This is a genomic window from Aeromonas sp. 603404, from assembly GCF_049171775.1.
Taxonomy (GTDB): Bacteria; Pseudomonadota; Gammaproteobacteria; order Enterobacterales; family Aeromonadaceae; genus Aeromonas; species Aeromonas veronii_A.
Window position 1 is genome coordinate 116,107 of record NZ_JAAKPE010000013.1, and the last position, 22,338, is coordinate 138,444.

Below are 22,338 nucleotides of genomic sequence, written 5' to 3' on the forward strand. Positions count from 1 at the left end.
CCTAGTTCCAGGTTCCCTTGATGGTGATGGTACCACTCTGGTGGACCTCGCCCTCCCAATAACCGCCCTGCACGGTGCGTTGCACCACGGGATCGGTGAGATCGAATTCCAGCGCGAGGGAGTAATAGCGGCTGATTCCGAGCGGGTTGGTCCAGTTCTCTTGCGGGCGGCTGTCTTTGATACCCAGGGCCCGAATATCGACCGGCACGCGGTCACAGCGGACAGGCTGTGCTAACGAGCCATTATTGGTATCAAATTTCAGTAGTGTCGGGATGGGTACAATCGCGCTCTGCTCTTCGCCATAGAAGGTGCAACGTCCGGCATCGGGTATTCCTTGGTCTTGCGTGACGCTGATCTCCAGCTTGTTGGCCGATAGAGGGCCGCTTTCTGAGATTTCATAGGGAAAGCGCAAGATATCACGGCCGACCGAACCAGCCTGATAGGGGGCAGCCTGGCCATCGGCACTGATGATGGTGACGCTGTAATCCCGAGGCTGAATATTAATGCTAGTACTGTTGGGTATAAGGAATTCCTCTGCTCCATTTTTTACTCCCCGAGCGTGTGTACCCCACGCTCTTATTTTAATTGCATTATCAAGGTCGATGATGCGAGGAAAGGGGCGTCTCAAAGCCCAATAATCCAGATGAGCGGAGAGAGTTTTTTCTCCAAAGGGTACTTTATTTAAAAAGTCAAGTGTTCCACTTGTTGCCCAGTGAGTGAGCCAAGTTACACCACCATTAAAAGTATAATCTACACCATGGTCGTCATTCAGTGGCGGGTCTTGCAAATACACTTTTAGACCGTTATTTACCACTGTGGGTGTACTAACTCTCATGTCATAGCTCAACATCTCGCATAATACGCCAGAATACTGCGTATCATGCTTGTAGTTAATACACCCTTGTGTACCTGGTACTACGGCCATGTTACCGTTGCTATCAATAGTGACATTGGCCATTTTATGTCTATTTTTAATCCGCATATGAGCTATCTTGGTGAGGGTAATAACCTGTTTGGCGTGTATCCCCTCCGTTTGATCGACACAGCGCTGACCGGCCCGGGCATCGTACTTGACGGGGGTGAAGCAGAAATGGACGGTGCGTGTCGCTTTACCGCCTACGTGCATCGCCTTGAGGTATTCAATAAAGTGGGGGCTCAGCTTGGCTCTGGGAGAGCCTTGCGGGGCACCCATCACCCCATAAAAACCGCGCTCGTCGACCACGGCGGGGGCATTATTACTTTCGGCGGTAGCGGCATTGCAGCCGGCCTGGGTGGTTTTACAGGCGGCTGTCAGATAGGGATGGCTGATGGGGCCCTCCTCCCACATATCAAAATTCATTCCTTGTATGTTCTGCCATTCTCCATTCTTATGAAATGTATCGGCATAAGCCAGAATGCTGATATATTTGGTGTCTCCGTAGTCCTTGGTCCAGCGGGCCGCCCCCTGTACACCCGTGTTATAATAGCCATTGATTAAAAATATATTGCCATCACGTTCGTCCTCAATCAGGACAAACTGGGAGTCCTCATCTCGGAGAGGGGGGATGGTAATATCTCGCATAGCGGCAACGACGGGGCGCACCAGCAGCAAATTGAGCAAGATAACGGCAAACAGACTGATGAACTTCACGTTTAATACTCCTTTACCATGGCATAAGTGGGCAGCCCCTGGCAGGTGATCTCACCGAGCCAGGCCGCTCCCGACTGGTCGGCAATATCGAGATCCGCCTCGCAGTAGTCGCTGCCATGGCGGAAGGTCAGGGTAGGGTGGGCTTTGTCAACATCCAGCGAGAACTCGCCGGTCTCGTTGGTCAGGGTGGTGCCGATATGGTTGTCGATGCGGGCGTTGGCCAACAGAGTGCCATCTTCTGCCCGGATGATGCCGAATACCGTCACCATCTCCTTGATGCTGTCTTTGGCATCTAGCGTAGCTACGTTACCGGGAAACAGGGTGTAGCGCTGTTTGCCCGTGGCGATCGCGTAGCTGTCTCTGCTGGTTTTGCTGTTGAGCAGTTCAATTTCATACTCCTGATAGGGCGGCAGCGCGATGAAGGTTTGCCCCCCCAGCAAGGGGTAGTCCTGCCCGTTCACCTTGGCCAGCAGTTGGCCATCATGGCTGATGCCACTCTGAATAAGCACACCGGCATCAGCCGCCGTTTGGCTGGAGGCGGCGACAGCGCTGTCAGTGGTGACCAGCGCCCCCCTTGCAATCAGGTTGCCGTTCATATTGCCACTGTGGTCTCGCCCCAGACTCATGGTGCCACCGATCAGCTGGTGTTCGAAGCCCAGGGTGCCCGAGAGGGCGCCATTGCTCATGTCGCTCATGTCGTTGCCATGCATTATCTGGGTGGCATTGAGGGCGGCGTAATTCACCACCCCATCCAGGCGGGTCTGGTAGCCGAGGTTGGCCGTGGTCTGCCCCTGCTCGTTGCTGCTCATGCCAAAGCTGAACAAATTGTTGAACGGGATGGAATAATCCAGGGTGATGCTCTTGTTGGCGAAGCTGCCGAGATTGCCGTCGTCGCTTTGCAAACTTGCGCGCATCGACAGGTTGCCATAACGACCCGTGTAGAGATTCTGGTAGTAATCCACATAGCTGCGATCACTGCCCATCATGCGGTCATGGGTGGTGTTGAATGTCAGCTGGCCGAGGCCATCGATCCATCCCCCCACATTGAGGGAGAGGCCGGCCGAGTAGAACTCGCTCTCCGAGACCGCCAGAGTGCCGCCCGTTTTCAGTTTTTCCTGACTCACCCACAGCGACACGTTGTCGGCAGCTTGCAGCGAGAGGCTGGAGGCCAGTCGCCACGAGCTGTCGGAGGCCAGCATGGTTTGCAACTGGGTGTTGAGACGCTCGGTGGCTTGCCAGCTGGCACGCGCTTCGCCCACGGCGGCATCCCTGAAGGCATAGGTGCTGGTGCCGAACTCCACGGTTTCAAAGGATCGTGCCAGCGAGACGCCAAGCAGCGGCGAATCGCTGCTGTTCTGGCTGCCCTCCATCATGCCTCCCCACCACTGCCATCCCCACTCCTGAGTAAAACCCAGGTTCCCCCCCAGCTTGGTGACGCGCTGGGTGCTGGTATCAGTCAGGCGGCCATCCACATAGACCTCTACCGTGACGTTGTAAACGCCGCTGGGAAAGGAAGAGGTATCTATATTCTGGTTGCCTATCGCCAGATTTTGCAGGGCAATCATGCGCCCTTCACGGTAGACGCGCGCTTCGCCATTGGCCGGCATAAACACCTGTACGGGAGTGCTGGATTCGGTAACAGACTGCTGGCGCGATCTGGCTTGGTTGCCATAGGAGGCACCATAAATGCGGCTCGTCGTGAGGCCTGACACCACTCCGAGAGTTTGCAGATCCCAGGTTGATACCATACCCGCGGCAATACGACGATCGTCCAGATCCTGTTCATACATGGCTCGGTAGATGTCACCACTTTGCCCTGACTCACCCACACCGTAGAGAGAGCCATTCAGGGCTATATGGTGAGCGGCAAAACCGAACATGCTGTCGAGCTGCATGAAGTTGTCATCGCGATAGTCGCTATCCCGGTTTTTAGCAAATGAATAGCCCATGTTATAGCGATGCACACTCGTCAGAGAGTCAATACTTGGCGTCAGGGCGATACGGGTATCCTGTGCTTTTGCAGCTCCAAATGCAGCCTTTGAAACCTGAATGGTGAGCAGCATGGCCACCAGGTCCAGCTTCATGCTGGCATCCTTGTCAATCTGCAAGGTCCCCTCTGGCGAAAAGGTGCGCATCTGTTCATTGGCGAGCAGGGCGGTCAGCTTGTCATTCAGCAGGCCTTGCTGTTGACTCGCGCTGAAGTCGATATTCAACAGATGCAGTTTGCCATCCCGCAGCAGCAGGGTGGCATTGCCAATAGCATCATCGGTCAGGGTATCTAGCTGGCTGTCTGCATCCATATACTGAAGGCGCACTGGCACTGCCAGGCCCTCTTCCAGTGCGCTGGCGAAACTGGCCGGGATGATGACATTGGCAATTCGCAATGGCATCGCCGGGCCGGCGACGGCTGACATCGCACATGCACACCAGATCGTCAACAAGCCAATAGCGGGGAGTTGTTTTTTGTTCATATGAGTTCAAACTCCGAAATCACAAAATGGCGAGTTATTTGACGACTACGAACTCAGGGCCGAGCCAGAGGCCCACGTGCCCCTTCTCATGGGTAATATCGACACGTTTGAAGGTGCGCTGCTTGCCCGGCAAATCGTAATAGGTCTCCCTGCACTGCTGCTTCGGGTTATCGCGGCAGACACCATAGGCCACCACCCGATAAGAGGCATTGCCCCGATTGGTGAGCTCGCCGTGGCTCAAGACATAGTCGAAGTTGCTCTGGCGGGGGGTCACCACCAGAATGGTGCCGATCTGGGCAGAGGTAGTGGCCACCGCTTGGCGACTCTCATTGCGCTGATCATCCATGGAGAGCGCCGTATCGCGCCAGGTGATACGGTAGTAACGCTCTTTGTCATCTGCCGGACCTTTATAAAAAAAGCGCACGTTGTTTTTGGCTTTTGCCGGCAGCACTATTCTGGAGGGGGAAAGCAGCAGCTCCCCGTCCATTTCCATCGGGATTTCTACCCCTCCCTCTTCCGGCGAAGAAATGCGGGAGACGGCGATAGTGACCAACCTTGCCTGATCACTATTATTTTCAATCTCTTTCGATACTTCTTGTGTGCCAACATCAATAAAAGTGGTGACGCTTCCGACATTAATGGCATGGCTGGCAAACGGACAGGCCAGAAGAAGCAACATAAATGTTCTTGTCAGCATAAATAGACTCTTTGAAAAATAAAGGGGGCCCAAAGGCCCCCTTGAATATGAAACGGCAGGGAGTTAGGACCAGTTGGCAACGAACTCGACGTTGACCTGACCACTCCACAGACCATCCGGCAGGGTATTGAAGGGCGCCGGGGCGCCAGCAACAGTGGCTTTCTCGATATTGAAGGAGAATTGGCTCTGAGCGCTGGTGCGCTGACCATTCTTGTTGAAGCCCTCAGCCAGCGGCGACAGGTTGCCCCCGGTGATGCCTTTGCTGGTATCGATCAGGAATGTGTAAGCGCTGGTGGTCAACGGCTGACCCATCCAGAACACACCCACATCAACTGTGGAGCCGCCAGCCAGGTGATTCAGGGTGCCGCTCAGCTTCTTGGCCTTGAGGGTGAAGTCGGTAATCGGATCATCGGTGGTGCCTGCCTGGCCCTTGACGGTGACATCGAACAGACCATTGACAGTGTTAAAGCCCTTGATACCTTCAGCATACTGGAAGGCCAAGCTGCCCAACGGGGTGACGACCAGGTCAGCAGTCACATCTTTCTTGGCGGTTGCTTGCCAGGTGGCCACTGCGGTTGCTTCGGTTGCGGCGTTGGCGACACTCATGCCCATTGCTGCAATAACCAGAGCGATCAGAGATTTTTTCATCATCATTATTTTCCTATTTTTTCACACTATGCTGTGGGATATCCCCTGTTGTACCTTGAATACTGCGAATCTGAACCTTAGCTGAATGGTTTTCTCGAGTGCCCAAAGTTTCGACGGCAAAAGTACCGCTGGGAATGCAACTTCGCCATCGCAAGGTGTGTAGGAAAATTCTTAAGTGGGTGCGAGGTGGTGCGTCATGGCAGGTATCACATCCAACCCAAAATCTATTTGTGAAGGTGTAACATTATGTTTTTATTGGAATGGTTGCTTTTTGATATAGGAGTCAATATTTTGGGGCTACAACTTAAAGCTCAATAAATATAAGTTTGTAGGAGCATTGACAAGAGATGGTATAGCACTCAACTATATAAAACTAGTTGCCTGAATTAGTCACTCAATTACCACACTGACTTTGATATGATTAAAATAGAGAGTATAACATGAGAAATATATTGGTTGTAGATGATCACCCAGCCATACGAATGGCGGTTTCGATAATGCTGACTCATGAAGGATACTATTTGTGTGGTGAGGTGGATAATGGAGTTGAAGCTATTCACACCTTTAAAAAACTACTGCCAGATATAGTGATTCTTGATATTGGGATTCCAAAGCTAGACGGAATAGAAGTAATAAAAAGAGTAAAGGCCATCAAACCAGAGTCGTCAGTGATTATTCTCTCTGCTCAAGATAACCAGCACAACATGATAAGATGTTTTCAGGCCGGAGCAGATGGCTTTGTATCTAAAATGGATGATCTTACTTTATTGAAAAAAGCGATTAAGAAGTGCATGCAAGGAGGAAAGCATTTTCCGCGCGAAATTATTCTTGATGGTAAATATTCGTTGCCAGTTGATGATAAAAATATCATCTCTGAGTTGTCAGATCGCGAAATGAGAGTGTTTTTAGAGTTGTGCAATGGCAAGACAAATAAAGACATTGCACGAGACATGTTATTAAGTGAAAAAACCATTAGCACCTATAAAACCAGAATTATGCAAAAGTTACAGGTCCGCAATATAGTTGAGCTTGTTGAGCTGGCCAAGCGACACATGTTTTTTTGAGGACATAGTAGATGCGTTGTCTTTCTCTATTTTTGATTATTTCAATTTTCTCACCAATCTGTATATCCGACCAGATAGCCGAGTTTGAAGGCTATGAACAAATGAGTATATTCTCTCGAGAGTCTGTATCGACGCACTTTAATCATATGCCGTTATTGACTCATCAAGAAAAAGCTTGGTTAAAAAAAAGAGATAAATTGGTCTTGGCCGTCCCGAAACCAGATAATCCTCCAATGGATATTACTTTGCGTGCATACAATTATGAAGGGGTAACAGCAGATATAATTGGAATTATATCAAAAAGCTTGGCTGTAAACATAGTTGCGAAAACGTTTCCCTCTCGTGAGGCTGCAATAACAGCAATAAAAAATGGTGAGGCTGACTTCATTGGTTCTGCTAATAGCTATGAAGTGGGAGAAGGCCTTTCCCTTACCAAGCCATATATTGCAGATGAACCTGCGCTATATAAACGGTTTGGCGTAAAAGAAAAAAATATTAAGCGTGTGGCGATTGCGGAGTCTTATTTACCATTTTCTGAAATTATTCGTTACTTGCCCGGCATGAAAATTGATTTATATAGCTCCCGATATGCGGCGGTCGCCGCAGCTGCATACGGAAAGGCTGATGCCGTACTGATTGATATGATTTCAGGTAACTTTATAATTAACAAGCTTTACAATGATAGCATTCAGCTTGTCCGACCCATTTATGCAGATACTAGTGGCTTTTCATTTGCGGTTAATCCTGAAAATTCAACTTTAAAGGACATTCTTAATTCAGCATTGGGGTCTGTATCTGCAATGCATATAAACTCAATTATCAAACGTTGGAGTGGCGGTGGCCTATCGATACATTCAGATAAAGTGAATTTAACTACCCGAGAATGGCAATGGATAAATGATAAAGAAAGTATCACAATCGCCGTTAGTAAAGATTTGCCACCGGTGAGTTTTGTTGACAAACATGGAAACTTGCATGGCGTAGTTGCAGACCTTTTTCAAGTGTTAAGGTCCAAGCTTGGTCTTCGGATTGATATTTTGCCAATGGCAAATACCCAGGATGAAATATCAGCAATTGATTCAGGTAAGGCCGACTTGATGATTATGACTCCGACTGAAGAACGGTCAAAAAAATATATATTCAGTCGTGCTGTTGCACTAGATCCACTGGTTTATATAGTGAATAAAAATAAAAAAGAGATGGACCCGGAGACCTTACTTAAAGTAGGTAGAGTAGCGATATTAAAAGGGGCCTTTTATTCCGAGGAAGCTGCAAAACGCTATAATATGAGAAAAGGAATAGTTTTTGATAGTGTTGAGAAAGCTTTAACATGTGTAGCCAAAGAAAACTGTGATGTAACTATATTGCCTTTGAGAGTGGCTAAATTTTTTGTGAATGCTGATTTTCCAGAAAGCCTATATATAGCTGATGAGTTATTTGACTCAGCTCCCTTTGGGGCTAGTTTCGCAGGAACGCCATCACAGAAGGAATTGATAGCAATTTTTGATAAGGTTCTTGCTCTGATTCCACCGGATGAACTGGAAGGATTGGCAACGCGCTGGCGTGTTAGTGCCAAACAAGATCCGATAACTTGGCATGATGCGGTACGTGAGTTTGGGTTAATCATATCTATTGTATTCGCTATTTTTATCTTGGGTATATTTTGGAGCTTGGCCTTATGGCGTCAAATTCAGCAACGGAAACAGGTTGAAGCAGCCCTTGGCAGTCAACTTAAGTTTATAGAGGAGCTTGTAGAAAGCACACCACACCCCATTTACGCCAGAGATAAAGAGGGTAATTTAATCCTTTGCAATAACAGCTATGTTAATTTTTTTGGTATTGACAAATGGGATTTGATGTATACCCCTTTGGTTGATTTGAAGAACCGCTACCCAGCTGTAAGCATTTTAGAGCAAGTTTTTCATCAGACATTGAGTGATGGGAAACCTCGCGAAGGTGATTATCATGTGCATCTTCAAGATCGTGAAGTAGATCTTTATCACTGGTTACAGGTTTATCGTGACTTGAGTGGAGATGTAAAAGGGGTGGTCGGGGGATGGATTGATATCAGCGAGCGAACGGCTCTGGTACGTAAACTTGCTCAGGCTAGCCAGAATGCCCAGGAGGCAAGTCGTGCCAAATCGACATTTCTTGCCACCATGAGTCATGAGATTCGCACTCCTATGAATGCAATCATCGGTTTGTTAGAGCTGACTTTACGCAAAGATGCGCTGACTACTTCTGATAGAGAATCCATCGCAATTGCACATCAGTCAGCACATGATTTGCTCGCATTGATCGGCGATATTTTGGATATTTCAAAGATTGAGTCGGGTAAATTGGAGTTATTGCCGACACCAAACCGAGTGGCTGACCTGACCCGTTCTGTAGTGAATGTATTTAGTGCAAGTGCGCGTCAAAAAGAGTTGATGCTAAATCTGACGGTTCATAATGATGCTACTGTAATGATAGATCCCATTCGCTATAAACAGATCCTTTCAAATCTGCTTAGCAACGCAATTAAATTCACCCGTAAGGGCGGGGTAGAGGTGAGTCTGGAAATAAAGACAGAATCAGAAGATGATCTGTGTGAAATATTGCTCATTGTTAACGACAGTGGAATAGGTATTAGCAAATCAGATCAGGAGATGCTTTTTCAACCTTTTGCTCAAGCTCGTCAACCAGTTGATCTTCAAAAATCCGGTACTGGATTAGGACTGATGATTAGTCGAACATTGTGTCAGATGATGGGGGGAAATCTGACGATTAAAAGTGAGGTTGGGGAGGGATGCCAAGTCAAGGTTTCACTTCTTCTACCATTACTACTCGATGCCTCTTTAGAAGAGGTGGAAACTCCTATTGAAGAGATTCCTTCTGACAGCGTCTCGCAAGCACTCCGCGTCTTAATTATTGATGACCATCCAACAAATCGTTTACTGGTTAGCGAGCAGCTGACATTTCTTGGCCATGTTGTGATGGCTGCATCTTCAGCTGCCGAGGCTCTTCAGTGGTTGGGGACGCAAAACTTTGACATTATTATCACTGATTTTAATATGCCGGAAATGGATGGGCTGGAGCTCGCCACTCGTTATCGAGACTTGGAGTTTAAAGAGAAGCGTAAGCGAACAATCATCATTGGATTAACTGCTGACGCCCGCCAAAAGCAGATTCATAAGGCGATGGAGGCGGGTATGGATGACTGTTTGTTCAAGCCGGTGAGCCTGGATGAATTGCAACTATGTATTTCAACTCATCAGACGGGTTATATCGATACACCCCCAAGCGAGGTTGCGGATGCTATTAATCAACGCTTGTACCCGCTAACTGCAGGGCGAACTGATTTGATGACTTCACTTCTCGCGGAGTTTTTGAGAGCCGCTGATGATGATCTTGCGGCACTAGAAAGAGCGAGTCTGGCGGGTGACAACCAAGCCTTTCTCTCCAACATACACCGCCTTAAAGGCGGAGCCCGCATCATTGGTGCTGACGTATTGGTCGCATGTTGCGTTGCTTGGGAGCAGTCTGCCCGACTATCTATGTGTATGCCCAGTGCACTTCGGCAGATTCAACATATTTATGAACAGCTCAAAGCAGGCGTGCGTTATTGGGAAGAACATGGCATGAAGGTCAGTTAGTTTACCTTCATGCCTGTTGCTTATGGTTGCCAGTAAGCGATCAGTTCGTAGCCGCTTTCTACGACTCTGTTGGTCTGATTTTTCGTGCTGTGATAGCTGATATAATAGCGTTCCGTGGCTGGCACAGATTGATAGTCATGGGATAGTGTTTTGCCGTTAAGTGTTACTCTGGGTGCATCGGGAGTGGCACCTAGAGTTCTGGCTTGCAGAGTAAGACCGGAACCCGGTTCGGTGAGCCGGGCAGCCAGTACCTGTTCTGCCGAACTTGTGGTGGAAATGGCTTGTTGCCCGGGATGCAGCAAGCTGACGGAGGATTGGCTGTCTTTGCTGGCTGTAGCTTGCCAGGTCACTGTCTGGCTCAGTGTTTGTGCCTCGACTTGGCTGGCAATCAGCAGGGTGGGGAGTGCAAGCAGCAGGAAGTTCCTTTTCATGATGTGTATCTCCTGTTTGGTGGCCCCGAATGGAGTCAATTTCTCTATCGGCCAGTATTAGAAAAAGCTTAGACCGACCTGGAGTGGCACAATGCACAGCCTTGGTGTTTTACATGCGGGAGAGGTGCGGGTGTTGCTCGAAAATCAGATGATGTTGTTAGCGGTGTTCGAACGGGCGGCGCTGATGCTGATGACCCTCTTCTTCCTGACCCGTACCCGGCCGTTCCAGCGGTTGTTCCAGAAGCGGGACCACACCCCGGCCGAATTGGTGCTGGTCGCCGCCATCTTCTGCCTGTTTGCGGTGTTCAGCACCTATACCGGCATCCCCATAGAGGGGGCGCTCATCAACGTGCGGATCATCGCCATCATCTCCGGCGGCATCCTGTTCGGCCCCTGGGTCGGCATTCCGGCCGGGGTCATCTCCGGCCTGCACCGCTACCTCATCGACATGGATGGCCACACTTCGATCCCGTGCCTGATTGCCAGCATCATCGCCGGTCTGCTCGCCACCTGGCTGCACCTGCGCTGTCGCAAGTCACGGCTCTGGCTCTACGGCATTCTGGCGGGGATGCTGTGCGAAGGGCTCACCATGCTGCTCATCTGGCTGCTGACCGAGCCCCACGAAGTCGGGGTGGAGATCGTTAACCACATCGCCTATCCGATGATCGCCGGGGCGCTCTGCATCGGCCTCATCATCAAGCTGGTGCAGGATCTGGATGACGAGAAGGAGCTGATTGCTGCCAAGCAGGCCAAGCTGGCGCTCGATATCGCCAACAAGACGCTGCCTTTCTTCCAGAACATCGATCGCCACTCCCTCAGTCAGGTGTGCGATGTGATCCGGCGCGACATCAGCGCCGATGCGGTGGCCATTACAGATACCCATGACGTGCTGGCTTATGTCGGGGTGGGCAAGGACTATTACGAGCTGGATGAGCACCACGCCATCAGCGGCATGACCCAGCAGGCGGTGCTGCTCGACCAGATCATCATCAACAACGATCTGCGCCAGTATCACCTCTCCGATTTCCACTCGGTCATCATTATTCCGCTGCGAGAAAACGGCTCGGTGAGCGGCACCCTCAAGATCTACTACCGCCGCACCCACAGCATCACCAGCTCCCTGCGGGAGATGGCGGTGGGCCTCTCCCAGCTCATCTCCACCCAGATGGAGGTGTCGCGCATCGAGCAACTCAAGGAGATGACCCGCAAGGCGGAGTTCACCGCACTGCAGAGCAAGATCAACCCGCACTTCCTGTTCAATGCCCTCAACGCCATCTCGTCGCTGATCCGCATCCGGCCCCAGCAGGCGCGCCAGCTGATCGCCAATCTGGCGGATTACCTGCGCTACAACCTCAACAAGGGGGATGAACTGATCGACATTCAGGAGGAGCTGCAGCAGGTGCGCGACTACGTGGCCATCGAGCAGGCCCGCTTCGGCGACAAGCTGGAGGTGGTGTTCGAGGTGGACGACGTGCACATTCAGGTACCGAGCCTGCTGTTGCAGCCGCTGGTGGAAAACGCCATCCTGCACGGCATCCAGCCCCGTAGCGCGCCGGGTCGGGTCACCATCGAGGTGAAGCAGCTGGCGGGCGGCATCCGGGTCTCGGTACGAGACACAGGTTACGGCATCAGTCAGGCGGTGATCGACGGGGTGGCCGCCGGTCGGGTGGAGAGCCGCAGCATCGGCCTGATGAATGTGCATCAGCGGGTCAAGCTGCTCTATGGCGACGGCCTGCACCTCAAGCGGCTGGAGCCGGGTACCGAAGTGAGTTTCTATCTGCCGGATCAGGAGTCGATGCCATGCTGAAAGCGATCATAGTGGAAGACGAGTATCTGGCTCGCGAAGAGCTGATCTATCTGGTGAATCAGCACAGCCAGATCGAGATAGTGGCGAGCTTCGAGGATGGGCTGGAGGCGTTCAAATACCTGCAGGATCACGAGGTGGATGTGGTGTTTCTGGATATCCAGATCCCCTCCATCGATGGCCTGCTGCTGGCCAAGAACCTGCACAAGTCGAGCCATCCGCCCCACATCGTCTTCGTCACCGCCTACAAGGAGTTTGCGGTGGAGGCGTTCGAGCTGGAGGCGTTCGACTACATCCTCAAGCCCTACAACGAGCCCCGCATCATCAATCTGCTGCAAAAGCTCGAGCATGCGGGCAAGTCGCAGCCAGCCTCCACGGGGGAGGCGAGCGGCGAGGGGAGCAGCCCGCACAATCGCACCGTCAATCTGGTGAAGGGGGAGCGCATCATCGTCACCCCCTGCGAGCAGATCTACTACGCGGAAGCCGACGAGAAGCTCACCTATGTCTACACCCGCGATGATCGCTACGTGATGACCATGACCATCAGCGAGTTTGTCAGCCGGCTGCCGGCCGAGGGCTTTTTCCGTTGCCACCGTTCCTACTGCGTCAACATCAACAAGATCCGCGAAATAGTCCCCTGGTTTAACAGCACCTATCTCATCCGGCTCCATGATCTGCCGTTCGAGGTGCCGGTCAGTCGCAGCAACATCAAGGCGTTCCGTCAGCTGATGCGGCTCTGATTGTCATTCATTCCCGCCGATCTGCATTTCATGCCTTAATCGATCGGCGCGAGCTGCGTCTTGCCTATAGTGGCCTCAATTTCCTTAAGGCCATCGACCGAGACGTATCATGACCAAAGAGATGAACCGCACCCGGTACCTGACACTGATCGGTACCATCATCACCCAGTTTGCACTGGGTTCTGTCTATACCTGGAGCCTGTTCAACGCCCAGCTCTCCGACAAGCTGGACGAGCCGGTGAGTCAGGTCGCTTTCGCCTTCGGCCTGCTCAGCCTCTCGCTGGCGGTCGCTTCCTCCATGGCGGGCAAGCTGCAGGAGCGGTTCGGGGTGCGCAACGTGACCCTGGGCGCCGGCGTGCTGCTCGGCATCGGCTTCTTCCTCACCGCCCATGCCAGCAATCTGGCGATGCTCTACCTCTGCGCGGGCATTCTGGTCGGTTTTGCCGACGGTACCGGTTACCTGATGACCCTCTCCAACTGCGTGAAATGGTTCCCGGAGCGCAAGGGGCTGATCTCTGCCTGTTCCATCGGTGCCTATGGCCTCGGTAGCCTCGGTTTCAAATACATCAACCTGCTGCTGCTCTCCAGCTCCGGCCTTGAGACCACCTTCCAGCTGTGGGGGCTGATCGCCATGTCCATGGTGCTGGTGGGCGGCATGCTGATGAAGGATGCGCCCAAACAGGCCGCTTCCGTGCAGCAGAGCGAGAGCCGTGACTTCACTCTGGCCGAGGCGATGCGCAAGCCGCAGTACTGGATGCTGGCGCTGATGTTCCTCACCGCCTGCATGAGCGGCCTCTACGTCATCGGCGTGGCCAAGGATATCGGCGAGAAGATGGTGGGTCTGCCTGCCGTGGTCGCCGCCAATGCCGTCGCCATCATCGCCATGGCCAACCTGGGTGGCCGTCTGGTGCTGGGGATCCTCTCCGACAAGATGTCCCGCATCCGGGTCATCACCATTGCCCAGCTGATTACCCTGGCGGGCATGGCGCTGCTGCTGTTTGTACCGCTCAATGCCAACCTGTTCTTTGTGGCGGTCGCCTGTGTGGCGTTCAGCTTCGGTGGCACCATCACCGTCTACCCCTCGCTGGTGAGCGACTTCTTCGGTCTCAACAACCTGACCAAGAACTACGGCGTCATCTATCTGGGCTTTGGTCTGGGCAGCATCATCGGCTCCATCGTGGCCTCCCTGTTTGGCGGCTTTATGGCGACCTTCCACCTGATCCTGGTGTTGCTGGTGGTGGCGCTGGTGCTCTCCCTCACCATTCGCCTGCCGGCACCGGTAGCGGTAGAGCGGGCCTGATAAGTCTCCCTGCCACAGCAAGCAAAAACAGAGACCCGGGCCATGCCCGGGTCTTTGCATTTCCGATGCTCGATCAGCGCGGCGCTAGCCCCAGCAGCTGGCGGGCCTTGCGGCAGCTTTCCTCCACCGTTGACCAGTCGTCACCGGTCACCGTGATATGGCCCATCTTGCGGCCGGAGCGGGGTTCGCCCTTGCCATAGAGGTGCAGATGCAGGCCGGGCAGCGCCAGCAGGGCAGCCCAGTCGGGTGTGCCGTTCTGCCAGAGATCTCCCAGCAGGTTGATTAACAGGGCGGGCCGCACGGCGATCTGCTCCGGCAGCGGCATATCGCACAGGGCCCGCACCTGCAACTCGAACTGGCTGCATGCGGCGTTGTCGAGGCTGGGGTGACCCGAGTTGTGGGGGCGGGGCGCCAGCTCGTTGACCAGCAATTTGCCTTCCACCAGAAAGAACTCCACCGTCAGCACCCCCATGTAATCGAGGGCGGCAATCAGTGGCTCAGCGATCCCTTTGGCCTCGCGCTCCAGCGTTGGCACATTGGCCGGGGAGCGGGTCTGGTCCAGAATGCCGCCGCTGTGCCAGTTCTGCACCAGTGGCAGGGCGCTGATGGCGCCGCCCGGACTGCGGGCCAGGGTCAGGGCAAACTCCCCCTCCAGCGCCAGCCGTTGTTCCAGCACGCAGGGCACGCCACTGGCTGCCAGCGCGCTCGCCAGCTCATCCAGATCGCTCACCTGCCACTGCCCCTTGCCGTCGTACCCTTCGCGGGCCGTCTTGAGAATGGCGGGCAAGAGTTCGCTGGCCTGTGCGGGGATAGGCTCTTCCGGCAGTAGCGCCAGATAGGGTGCGACCCGGATGTTGGCTCCGCGCAGAAAGGCTTTCTCTTCACGGCGATCCTGACAGATGCGCACCGCGCTGGCGCCCGGGCGTACCGGCTTTTGTTTTTCGAGCAGTGCCAGGGTGGCGGCGGGCACATTTTCGAACTCGCAGCTGATGGCCTCGCAGCGGCTGGCCAGTTCGTGCAGGGCTGCGGTGTCGTCATAGGGGGCGACAATATGGTGATCGGCTGCGGCCCCGGCGATGCTGGCCGGATCGGGATCCAGCACCACTACCTTGTAGCCGAGGCGGTGGGCGGCCATCACAAAGTAGCGGCCAAGCTGGCCGCCCCCCAGCATGCCGAGGGTGGCGGGTGGCAGGATCATGTCGGTTCCTCCAGCGTGAGGGCCAGCACCCGGTCGCGCTCGCGGGTGCGGAAGTCGTCGAGCTGCTGCCGGTAGCGGGGGGCGTCGTCGTCTTGTGCGACCGAGAGCAGGGAGACGGCGAACAGAGCGGCGTTGGCCGCTCCCGCTTCGCCGATGGCGAAGGTGGCGACCGGTACCCCCTTGGGCATCTGCACGATGGAGAGCAGGGAGTCCATCCCCTTGAGATGGCGGGAAGGGATGGGCACCCCCAGTACCGGCAATGTGGTCTTGGCGGCGACCATACCCGGCAGGTGGGCGGCGCCACCGGCTCCGGCGATGATGGCGCGCAGGCCGCGCTCGCGGGCGGTGGCGGCATACTCGAACAGCAGATCCGGGGTGCGATGGGCCGAGACTACCTGCGCCTCGTAGGGCACGCCGTGCTCCTTGAGGATGCGGGCGGCAGCCTGCAGCACGGGCCAGTCGGAGTCGGAGCCCATTACCAAGCCGATCAGGGGGGGGGTGTTCATTTTCTCTTAATCCTTGATGTTAAACGTTTGCTTTTGGTGAACAAAAAGAGCCGGCAAGCCGGCTCAGAATTTCTCGGGTCGCACGATTTCGACCGGTTGCAGAAAGGCGATCATGGCGTAATCGGGGTAGTAACGACTCTGCAGGTGGGCCAGCAGCCGCTCCGCCTGCTCCCGGCTGCAGATCGCCTCCAGCCGGATGTTGCCGCTCTCGCTCCAGCTGGCGTTGCGCTCGCCATGATCCCCTCGGCCGCGGGCATCTGTGATGGTGTAGCCGCGCAGCCCCTCGCGGGTGAGGGTGCGCAGCAGGGTCGGCTCCAGATTGGCTTCCGTAATGACGGTCAGCAGGGTGCGGGTCTCGGTCTGCATGTGGCTACTCCGTGAAGTGGCGGGCCCAGCTGTGGTAGAGCGGGATCCCCAGCATGATGTTGAACGGGAAGGTGACCCCCAGCACGGCGCTGAGGGACAGCCCCGGATTGGCCTGAGGCACGGCGATGCGCATGGTAGCCGGCACGGCAATATAGGAGGCGCTGGCCGCCAGGGTCGCCAGCAGGGTCAGTCCGCCGAGGGAGAGGCCCATCAGCTGGCCAGCTGCCAATCCCAGTCCCGCCGAGGCGAGCGGCATCAACAGGGCGAAGCCGAGCAGGAAGAAGCCATGCTTGCGTAAGTCCTGACACTGACGGGCGACGATGAGGCCCATCTCCAGCAGGAACAGCGCCAGCGCCCCCTTGAACAGGTCGACAAACAGCGGTTTGAGCGGGGCAATCCCGTCCGGCCCGGCCAGATAGCCGATGGCCATGCCGCCCAGCAGCAGGGTTACCCCTTTGCCGAGGAAGGTCTCGTGGGCCAGCATGCGCCAGCGGGTCTCGCGACTGATGCCGCGGGCGAGCACTATGCCCACCAGAATGGCCGGGATCTCCATCACCGCGAGGAAGATGGAGAGCTGGGATTCAAAGCTGATGCCCCGTTCGGTGAGCCAGTTCACCCCGACCGCAAAGGTGGCGACGCTGACCGAGCCGTAGTGGGCGGCAGTGGCGGCGGCATCCACCTGGTTCATCTTGAGGCGCAGCACGGCAAAGCCGAGCAGGGTCTGCACCACGCCCAGCAGGATCACCAGCGCCAGTTGTGGCAGCAGAGGTTGCAGGGATTGCTGGGCCAGACCGACGCCGCCCTTGAGGCCGATGGCCAGAAGCAGAAAGAGGGAGAGGGTGTCGTAGAGGGCAGGCGGCAGTTTGAGCTCGGAGCGCACCAGACCGGCCAGCAGACCAAACAGAAAGAAGAGTACAACAACGTCCAGCATGATGGTTCGCAGGGCTGTTCAGATAATGGTTGCATGCTAGAGCCCGCAATGTTTCGATAAAATCAGATTCTCGCTGATGGTTGTTCGGTAAAAACTGATTGGGGACGGCATGCTCAACTACAAACAGCTCTACTACTTCTGGCATGTGGCGCGCTGCGGCAGCGTGACGCAGGCCGCCGAACAGCTGCATCTCACGCCGCAGACCATCAGCGGTCAGGTGGCCGAGCTGGAGCAGTCCCTCGGTGTGGCGCTGTTCAACCGGGTGGGACGGCGTCTGGTGCTGACCGCCGCCGGACGGCAAGCGCAGGAGCAGGCGGGGGCGATTTTCTCGCTCGGCGCCGAGCTGGAGCACACCCTGCGCCACGCCAGTCAGGAGTTGACCATGCAGGTGGGGATCGCCGACTCGGTACCCCGTACCCTGGCGTTCGAGCTGCTGGCCCCCGCCATGGCGCTGGCGACCCCGCTGCGGCTGGTGTGTCATGAGGAGCGGGCCGGGCAGCTGTTCAGCGAGCTGGCCCGTCACAAGCTGGATATGGTGCTGATCGATCGCCCGCTTCCTCCCGACAGTGGTGTACGTGGCTACAACCACGAGCTGGGGCGCAGCCCGCTGGCGCTGTTTGCCAGCCCGGAGCTGGCGGCGCGGGCGCGGGACGGCTTTCCCGCCTCGCTGGAGGGGTTGCCGTTGCTGATCCCCGGAGAGAAGTCTGCCACCCACGATCGGCTGCTGGAGTGGTATCGCCAGCAGCGCATTCATCCCCATCTGGTGGGACAGTTTGATGACTCCACCCTGATGAAGTCGTTCGGCAAGGCGGGGATGGGGATCTTCCCGGCACCGCTGGCAATGGCTGACGAGATTGGTCGCCTCTACGGAGTGGAGCGAATTGCGACCCTCACCGACGTTACCCTCTCTTATTATCTGGTCTCGGCAGGGCGCCATCTCTCCCATCCAGGGGTACAGGCGGTGATGGAGGGGGCCCAGCAGCGGCTGGCAGCACTGGCTGACAAGAAATAGAAATCTGGATGGCTATACATCCAGCTTGGCTCTGCCTATAATCCTCCCGCTTTGGCGCATCATGCTTAATAGGGAATCCGGTGAAAATCCGGAGCTGGCGCGCAGCGGTAAGGGGGAACGAAGCGACATCAGGGCACTGCCGTCAGGCGGGAAGCCGTCGCCGTAGGCTATCAGCCCCCGAGCCCGAAGACCTGCCAGAGTTCGTATTTCGGGCCGAGAGAAACCGGCCACGAAGTAGATACTTACGCGAACTTAAGGATCTCTCATGTCGAAGAAATTTCTGGCGGCTGCCCTGTTGCCGACGGCGGCGTTTGCCCAGCAGCTGACCATTCCCGTCAATCCCACCATGGTGGTGACCGCTACCCGCGTCGCCCAACCTGCCTCCAGCGTGCTTGCCCCGGTCAATGTGGTGACCCGGGACGAGATCGATCGCCTGCAAGCCCAGACCGTGACCGATGTGGTCAAGACCCTGCCCGGTGTGGAAGTGGTCAGCAATGGTGGCCGCGGCCAGATGAGCTCGCTGCGGGTGCGTGGTGGCACCTCTTCCCAGACGCTGGTGCTGGTGGATGGGGTGCGCAGTGCCTCTTTGACCGCCGGGATGACCGAACTGAACAATCTGCCACTCAATCAGGTCGAGCGGATCGAGTATATCCGCGGCCCGCGCGCCACCATTTACGGCTCCGACGCCATCGGTGGGGTGATCAACATCATTACCCGTCCCGACAAGGGGACAAATCAGCACAAGTTCAATATTGGTGCCGGTTCCCATCAACAGCGACAGGCTGCTTTCAGTAGCACCAGCCAGGTGGGCGAGGCGGGTCAGCTCAAGGTAGCTGGCGGTTTTGATGATGAAGAGGGTTACAACGTACATCCCTTGCCCGGCATCAACGATGGTGACCGTCACGGGCATCAGGGTTACAACGCCATGCTCGATTATCAGCAGGCGCTCGGCAGCAACTGGGATCTGTTCGGTACGACCCGCTGGTTTCGCAATGTCGCCCAGTACGACCGCTCTTCTGCGGCTTCCGCCTGGGGGCCTGCCACCCATCAGCGCAACGAGACCTGGACTGAAAACCAGAGCTATCAGCTGGGGTCGCGCTATCACGATGATCGCTATCTGAGTGAGTTGCGTGGCGCCTTCTCCAAACAGGATGCGTACGACTATCAGGACAACAGTGGCCGCGATCAGGCCAATAACCGGACCTACACCCGCCAGTACAGCCTGAACTGGGTCAACAGCTTGAAATTGAACGAGAGCTGGACGCTGGGAGGCGGGGCCGATTGGCAGAGTGATCGACTGGATGATCGCTCCCGCTCCTCCGGCTCCACGTATCCGGCCGACGCCAAAGAGCGTGACAACAACGGCCTCTATGCCCTTGCTCAGTTTGACAACCAGACCTGGCAGGCCGAGCTGAGCGGCCGCAGTGATGACAACGAGCAGTTTGGTCGTCACAACACCTGGCAAACTGGCGCAGGCTGGCGTTTTGTCGAGGATTACCGCCTGAGCGCCCGCTATGGCACCGGTTTCCGCGCCCCCTCCTTTAATGACCTCTACTATCCGGGCTCTGGCAATCCTAACCTGAAGCCGGAAGAGTCGAAGAGCAGCGAGCTGATGCTGGATGGTCAAACTGCGGGTGTCGAGTGGCGAGCCACCGGTTATCGCAATGACTTCGAACAGATGATCCAGTGGGCTCCCAACAGTCAGGGGATGTGGACACCACAAAACGTTGGCAAGGCGCGCATTGAAGGGATTGAGCTGGAAGGGGAGTTCGACACTGGCTGGTTGAGTCATAGGGTCTCTGCCGAGTACAAGGATCCCAAAGACAAGGTGACCGATAAACAGTTGCAGCTGATCTCCCGCAAAGGGGCCAAGTGGATTACGCAGGCGCAGTGGCAGCAGTTTGACGGCTCGTTGAGCTGGATCTATCAGGGTGAGCGCTATGGCGATGTGGCCAACACCACCAAACTCGGTGGCTACAGCGTGTGGAATCTGGCTGTCGGCTACAAGGTCACCCCGGCGCTCAAGGTATCTGGCAAGATCAACAACCTGCTGGATAAGGAGTATCAGACTGCAGTGGGGTATCCGGCCGATGAGCGCGCTTACTACGTGACGATGGATTACTCACTCTAAGCCGGAGCCGGCCAAGTGGAAAAATCAGGGGCCCTGCCATTGGCAGGGCCTTTTCTATTGGCGGCAGGCGGGAGTATGATCGCCGCCTTGCACCAAAGGGGAGCTCAAGTGGCCAATATTCTCGTGTTTGATTCCGGTATGGGTGGCCTGACCATCTACCGCGAGATCCGCCGCGTTCTGCCGGCACACAACTATTTCTACTGCTTCGATAATGCCAACTTCCCCTATGGTGAATTGAGCGAGCCCGCCCTGATTGTTGCCTGCACCCGCTTGGTGACCACCATGGTGGCCCGTCATCATATCGATCTGGTGGTGATTGCCTGCAACACGGCCAGCACCATAGCGCTGCCGGCCCTGCGCGAGGCACTGGATATTCCCGTGGTGGGGGTGGTGCCAGCCATCAAGCCCGCAGCTGCGCAGACTCGCAACGGTTGTATCGGTCTGCTGGCTACGCCAGGCACTGTGAGCCGCGACTATACCCACGAACTGATCGCCCAGTTTGCTCCCGGCAAGCGGGTGCTGCTCAAGGGCACCACCGAGCTGGTCATAGAAGCCGAACACAAGCTGGCGGGCTTGCCGGTCAATATGGCGTTGCTGCGCGAGGTATTGGCCGACTGGCTGGATGGGGAAGAGCAGCCGGATACGCTGGTGCTCGGTTGTACTCACTTCCCGCTACTTAATGAAGAGATTGGGCAACTGATGCCGCAATGCCAGCTTATTGACTCGGGCAGTGCTGTTGCCAAACGGGTGGCCTGGTTGCTGAACAATGGCGGGCATGCCACCGTGCAGCCTGTACATATAGAAGAGGTAATTGCCAGGGCTTACTGTACCCGGCTGGATGGGGAGGCTCAAAAACTGACAGCCCCCTTGCAAGCATGGGGGCTGTCATCACTGGAAGAGGTGAAGTACTGACGAGCGGTTAGGCGTCAGTTTCGCTACCTTCTCTTTCCTCTTTATCACGTTTGTCATTCGCTTCACGCACCTTGAGGGTGCGCTGCTGATACTCTTTATCATTCAAAGCGGCAATCGCTTTGGCGGCATCGGCGGCGGGCATCTCCACGAAACCGAAACCTCTGCGCTTGCCGGTTGCCTTGTCTTTCATCAACCGCACGGAAATGACCTGGCCCTGTTCGGCAAACAATTCGCGCACTGCGATCTCATTGGCGCGATAGGGCAGGTTGCCTACATATAAGGTGCAAGTCTCCTGATTGGCGATCGACTCGGCAACATTAGCCGGGGTTCGCTTCAGGAACAGCGGTACCACGAAACCGCCGATGGCCAGACCTGCTGCAAAAATCACTTCCGCTTTCAAAGAGAACTGCAGGGCCTGGGCAACCAGGTAGCCAACCACTGCCAATACCAGAGCAAGGATTGCGGCCTGCATATATACGGGAAACTTGGATAAATTCATCTTAAAAGACCTTTTGTAAATGAAAGCAAAAAAGGTGCAACACTATATTCACCTCCATGGTAACCAGCTTTCCTGATTGGCGCTACCATGGACCACTCGGGAGAGGTTATCGGCTCCAGTATGGCATTCCCAAGGTCACTGAAGGCGACATAAATGACGCTAAAATGGGAGTGAAATAACCGGATTGTGGATAACATTGTATATATACACTGAATAAGCTGTTTCTAATTGAATAATTTGAAATTTTCGTGATTATCTTCAAAAAAAGTCTTGTCATCGCAGCGCCGCTCCCTATAATGCGCCCCTACCAGCACGGCGGAACACGCCGGACTGATGAGCCAGCTTCCTAGCGAAGTGGGCGCC

18 protein-coding genes and 1 riboswitch are annotated in these 22,338 nt (G+C 55.2%); of the genes, 8 read left to right on the top strand and 10 right to left on the bottom strand.

Annotation, left to right across the window (positions count from 1 at the left end; genetic code table 11):
* Window position 1: 1 nt before the first annotated feature.
* The 4 genes from G5306_RS16410 to ecpA form a co-directional block, all read right to left on the bottom strand.
* On the bottom strand, window positions 2-1,630 hold the full coding sequence (locus tag G5306_RS16410) for a hypothetical protein (RefSeq protein ID WP_421313190.1): 1,629 nt from the start codon (window positions 1,628-1,630) through the stop codon (window positions 2-4).
* Between the two features lie 2 nt (window positions 1,631-1,632).
* A complete protein-coding gene (locus tag G5306_RS16415) occupies window positions 1,633-4,044 on the bottom strand; it encodes a CS1-pili formation C-terminal domain-containing protein (protein WP_421313192.1) in 2,412 nt (803 codons plus the stop codon).
* 91 nt (window positions 4,045-4,135) lie between these two features.
* Window positions 4,136-4,780: a hypothetical protein gene (locus G5306_RS16420; protein ID WP_421313194.1), complete on the bottom strand. Its 645-nt coding sequence runs from the start codon at window positions 4,778-4,780 to the stop codon at window positions 4,136-4,138.
* Between the two features lie 81 nt (window positions 4,781-4,861).
* Window positions 4,862-5,446 carry a common pilus major fimbrillin subunit EcpA gene (ecpA, locus tag G5306_RS16425; RefSeq protein ID WP_421313204.1) on the bottom strand — a complete coding sequence of 195 codons (585 nt, stop codon included), beginning with the start codon at window positions 5,444-5,446 and terminating at the stop codon, window positions 4,862-4,864.
* A 440-nt stretch (window positions 5,447-5,886) separates the two neighbouring features.
* Here ecpA and G5306_RS16430 point away from each other — a divergent pair, with 440 nt between their 5' ends.
* Together G5306_RS16430 and G5306_RS16435 are read left to right on the top strand one after the other, a co-directional pair.
* Window positions 5,887-6,510 carry a response regulator transcription factor gene (locus G5306_RS16430; protein ID WP_201931635.1) on the top strand — a complete coding sequence of 208 codons (624 nt, stop codon included), beginning with the start codon at window positions 5,887-5,889 and terminating at the stop codon, window positions 6,508-6,510.
* Between the two features lie 11 nt (window positions 6,511-6,521).
* Window positions 6,522-10,145: a response regulator gene (locus G5306_RS16435; RefSeq protein WP_421313196.1), complete on the top strand. Its 3,624-nt coding sequence runs from the start codon at window positions 6,522-6,524 to the stop codon at window positions 10,143-10,145.
* A gap of 20 nt (window positions 10,146-10,165) precedes the next feature.
* Here the strand turns inward: G5306_RS16435 and G5306_RS16440 are convergent, their stop codons facing one another.
* Complete coding sequence (locus G5306_RS16440; RefSeq protein ID WP_201931639.1) at window positions 10,166-10,576, bottom strand: hypothetical protein; 411 nt, start codon at window positions 10,574-10,576, stop codon at window positions 10,166-10,168.
* Window positions 10,577-10,709: 133 nt separating this feature from the next.
* On the opposite strand from G5306_RS16440, the gene G5306_RS16445 reads away from it, so the two are divergent.
* The 3 genes from G5306_RS16445 (at window position 10,710) to G5306_RS16455 (ending at window position 14,420) form a co-directional block, all read left to right on the top strand.
* Entirely contained in the window at window positions 10,710-12,383 is a 1,674-nt protein-coding gene (locus G5306_RS16445; RefSeq protein WP_421313206.1) for a LytS/YhcK type 5TM receptor domain-containing protein, read from the top strand.
* Window positions 12,377-13,120: a LytR/AlgR family response regulator transcription factor gene (locus G5306_RS16450; RefSeq protein ID WP_019446256.1), complete on the top strand. Its 744-nt coding sequence runs from the start codon at window positions 12,377-12,379 to the stop codon at window positions 13,118-13,120. Before G5306_RS16445 ends, G5306_RS16450 begins: the two co-directional genes overlap by 7 nt.
* 109 nt (window positions 13,121-13,229) lie before the next feature.
* Window positions 13,230-14,420: an L-lactate MFS transporter gene (locus G5306_RS16455; RefSeq protein WP_040069602.1), complete on the top strand. Its 1,191-nt coding sequence runs from the start codon at window positions 13,230-13,232 to the stop codon at window positions 14,418-14,420.
* 73 nt (window positions 14,421-14,493) lie between these two features.
* Here G5306_RS16455 and G5306_RS16460 read toward each other — a convergent pair whose 3' ends face one another.
* From G5306_RS16460 to G5306_RS16475, 4 genes are all read right to left on the bottom strand, one after another.
* Window positions 14,494-15,618 (bottom strand): 5-(carboxyamino)imidazole ribonucleotide synthase, encoded by a 1,125-nt coding sequence (locus G5306_RS16460; RefSeq protein WP_421203618.1) that lies wholly within the window; start codon window positions 15,616-15,618, stop codon window positions 14,494-14,496.
* Window positions 15,615-16,124: a 5-(carboxyamino)imidazole ribonucleotide mutase gene (gene purE / locus G5306_RS16465; RefSeq protein ID WP_317103121.1), complete on the bottom strand. Its 510-nt coding sequence runs from the start codon at window positions 16,122-16,124 to the stop codon at window positions 15,615-15,617. Before purE ends, G5306_RS16460 begins: the two co-directional genes overlap by 4 nt.
* Before the next feature lie 63 nt (window positions 16,125-16,187).
* Window positions 16,188-16,490: a P-II family nitrogen regulator gene (locus tag G5306_RS16470; RefSeq protein ID WP_005321666.1), complete on the bottom strand. Its 303-nt coding sequence runs from the start codon at window positions 16,488-16,490 to the stop codon at window positions 16,188-16,190.
* A gap of 4 nt (window positions 16,491-16,494) precedes the next feature.
* Window positions 16,495-17,421, bottom strand: a complete 927-nt coding sequence (locus G5306_RS16475; protein WP_216952586.1) for a sodium-dependent bicarbonate transport family permease — start codon at window positions 17,419-17,421, stop codon at window positions 16,495-16,497.
* Window positions 17,422-17,530: 109 nt separating this feature from the next.
* Here G5306_RS16475 and G5306_RS16480 point away from each other — a divergent pair, with 109 nt between their 5' ends.
* From G5306_RS16480 to murI, 3 genes are all read left to right on the top strand, one after another.
* Complete coding sequence (locus G5306_RS16480; RefSeq protein WP_421313198.1) at window positions 17,531-18,433, top strand: LysR family transcriptional regulator; 903 nt, start codon at window positions 17,531-17,533, stop codon at window positions 18,431-18,433.
* 35 nt (window positions 18,434-18,468) lie between these two features.
* Window positions 18,469-18,647: riboswitch (cobalamin riboswitch) on the top strand.
* Between the two features lie 51 nt (window positions 18,648-18,698).
* Window positions 18,699-20,564 carry a TonB-dependent receptor domain-containing protein gene (locus G5306_RS16485; protein WP_216952590.1) on the top strand — a complete coding sequence of 622 codons (1,866 nt, stop codon included), beginning with the start codon at window positions 18,699-18,701 and terminating at the stop codon, window positions 20,562-20,564.
* 108 nt (window positions 20,565-20,672) lie between these two features.
* Window positions 20,673-21,476: a glutamate racemase gene (murI, locus tag G5306_RS16490; RefSeq protein WP_421313200.1), complete on the top strand. Its 804-nt coding sequence runs from the start codon at window positions 20,673-20,675 to the stop codon at window positions 21,474-21,476.
* A 7-nt stretch (window positions 21,477-21,483) separates the two neighbouring features.
* Here the strand turns inward: murI and G5306_RS16495 are convergent, their stop codons facing one another.
* Entirely contained in the window at window positions 21,484-21,975 is a 492-nt protein-coding gene (locus G5306_RS16495) for an RNA recognition motif domain-containing protein (RefSeq protein WP_005339200.1), read from the bottom strand.
* Between the last annotated feature and the right edge of the window lie 363 nt (window positions 21,976-22,338).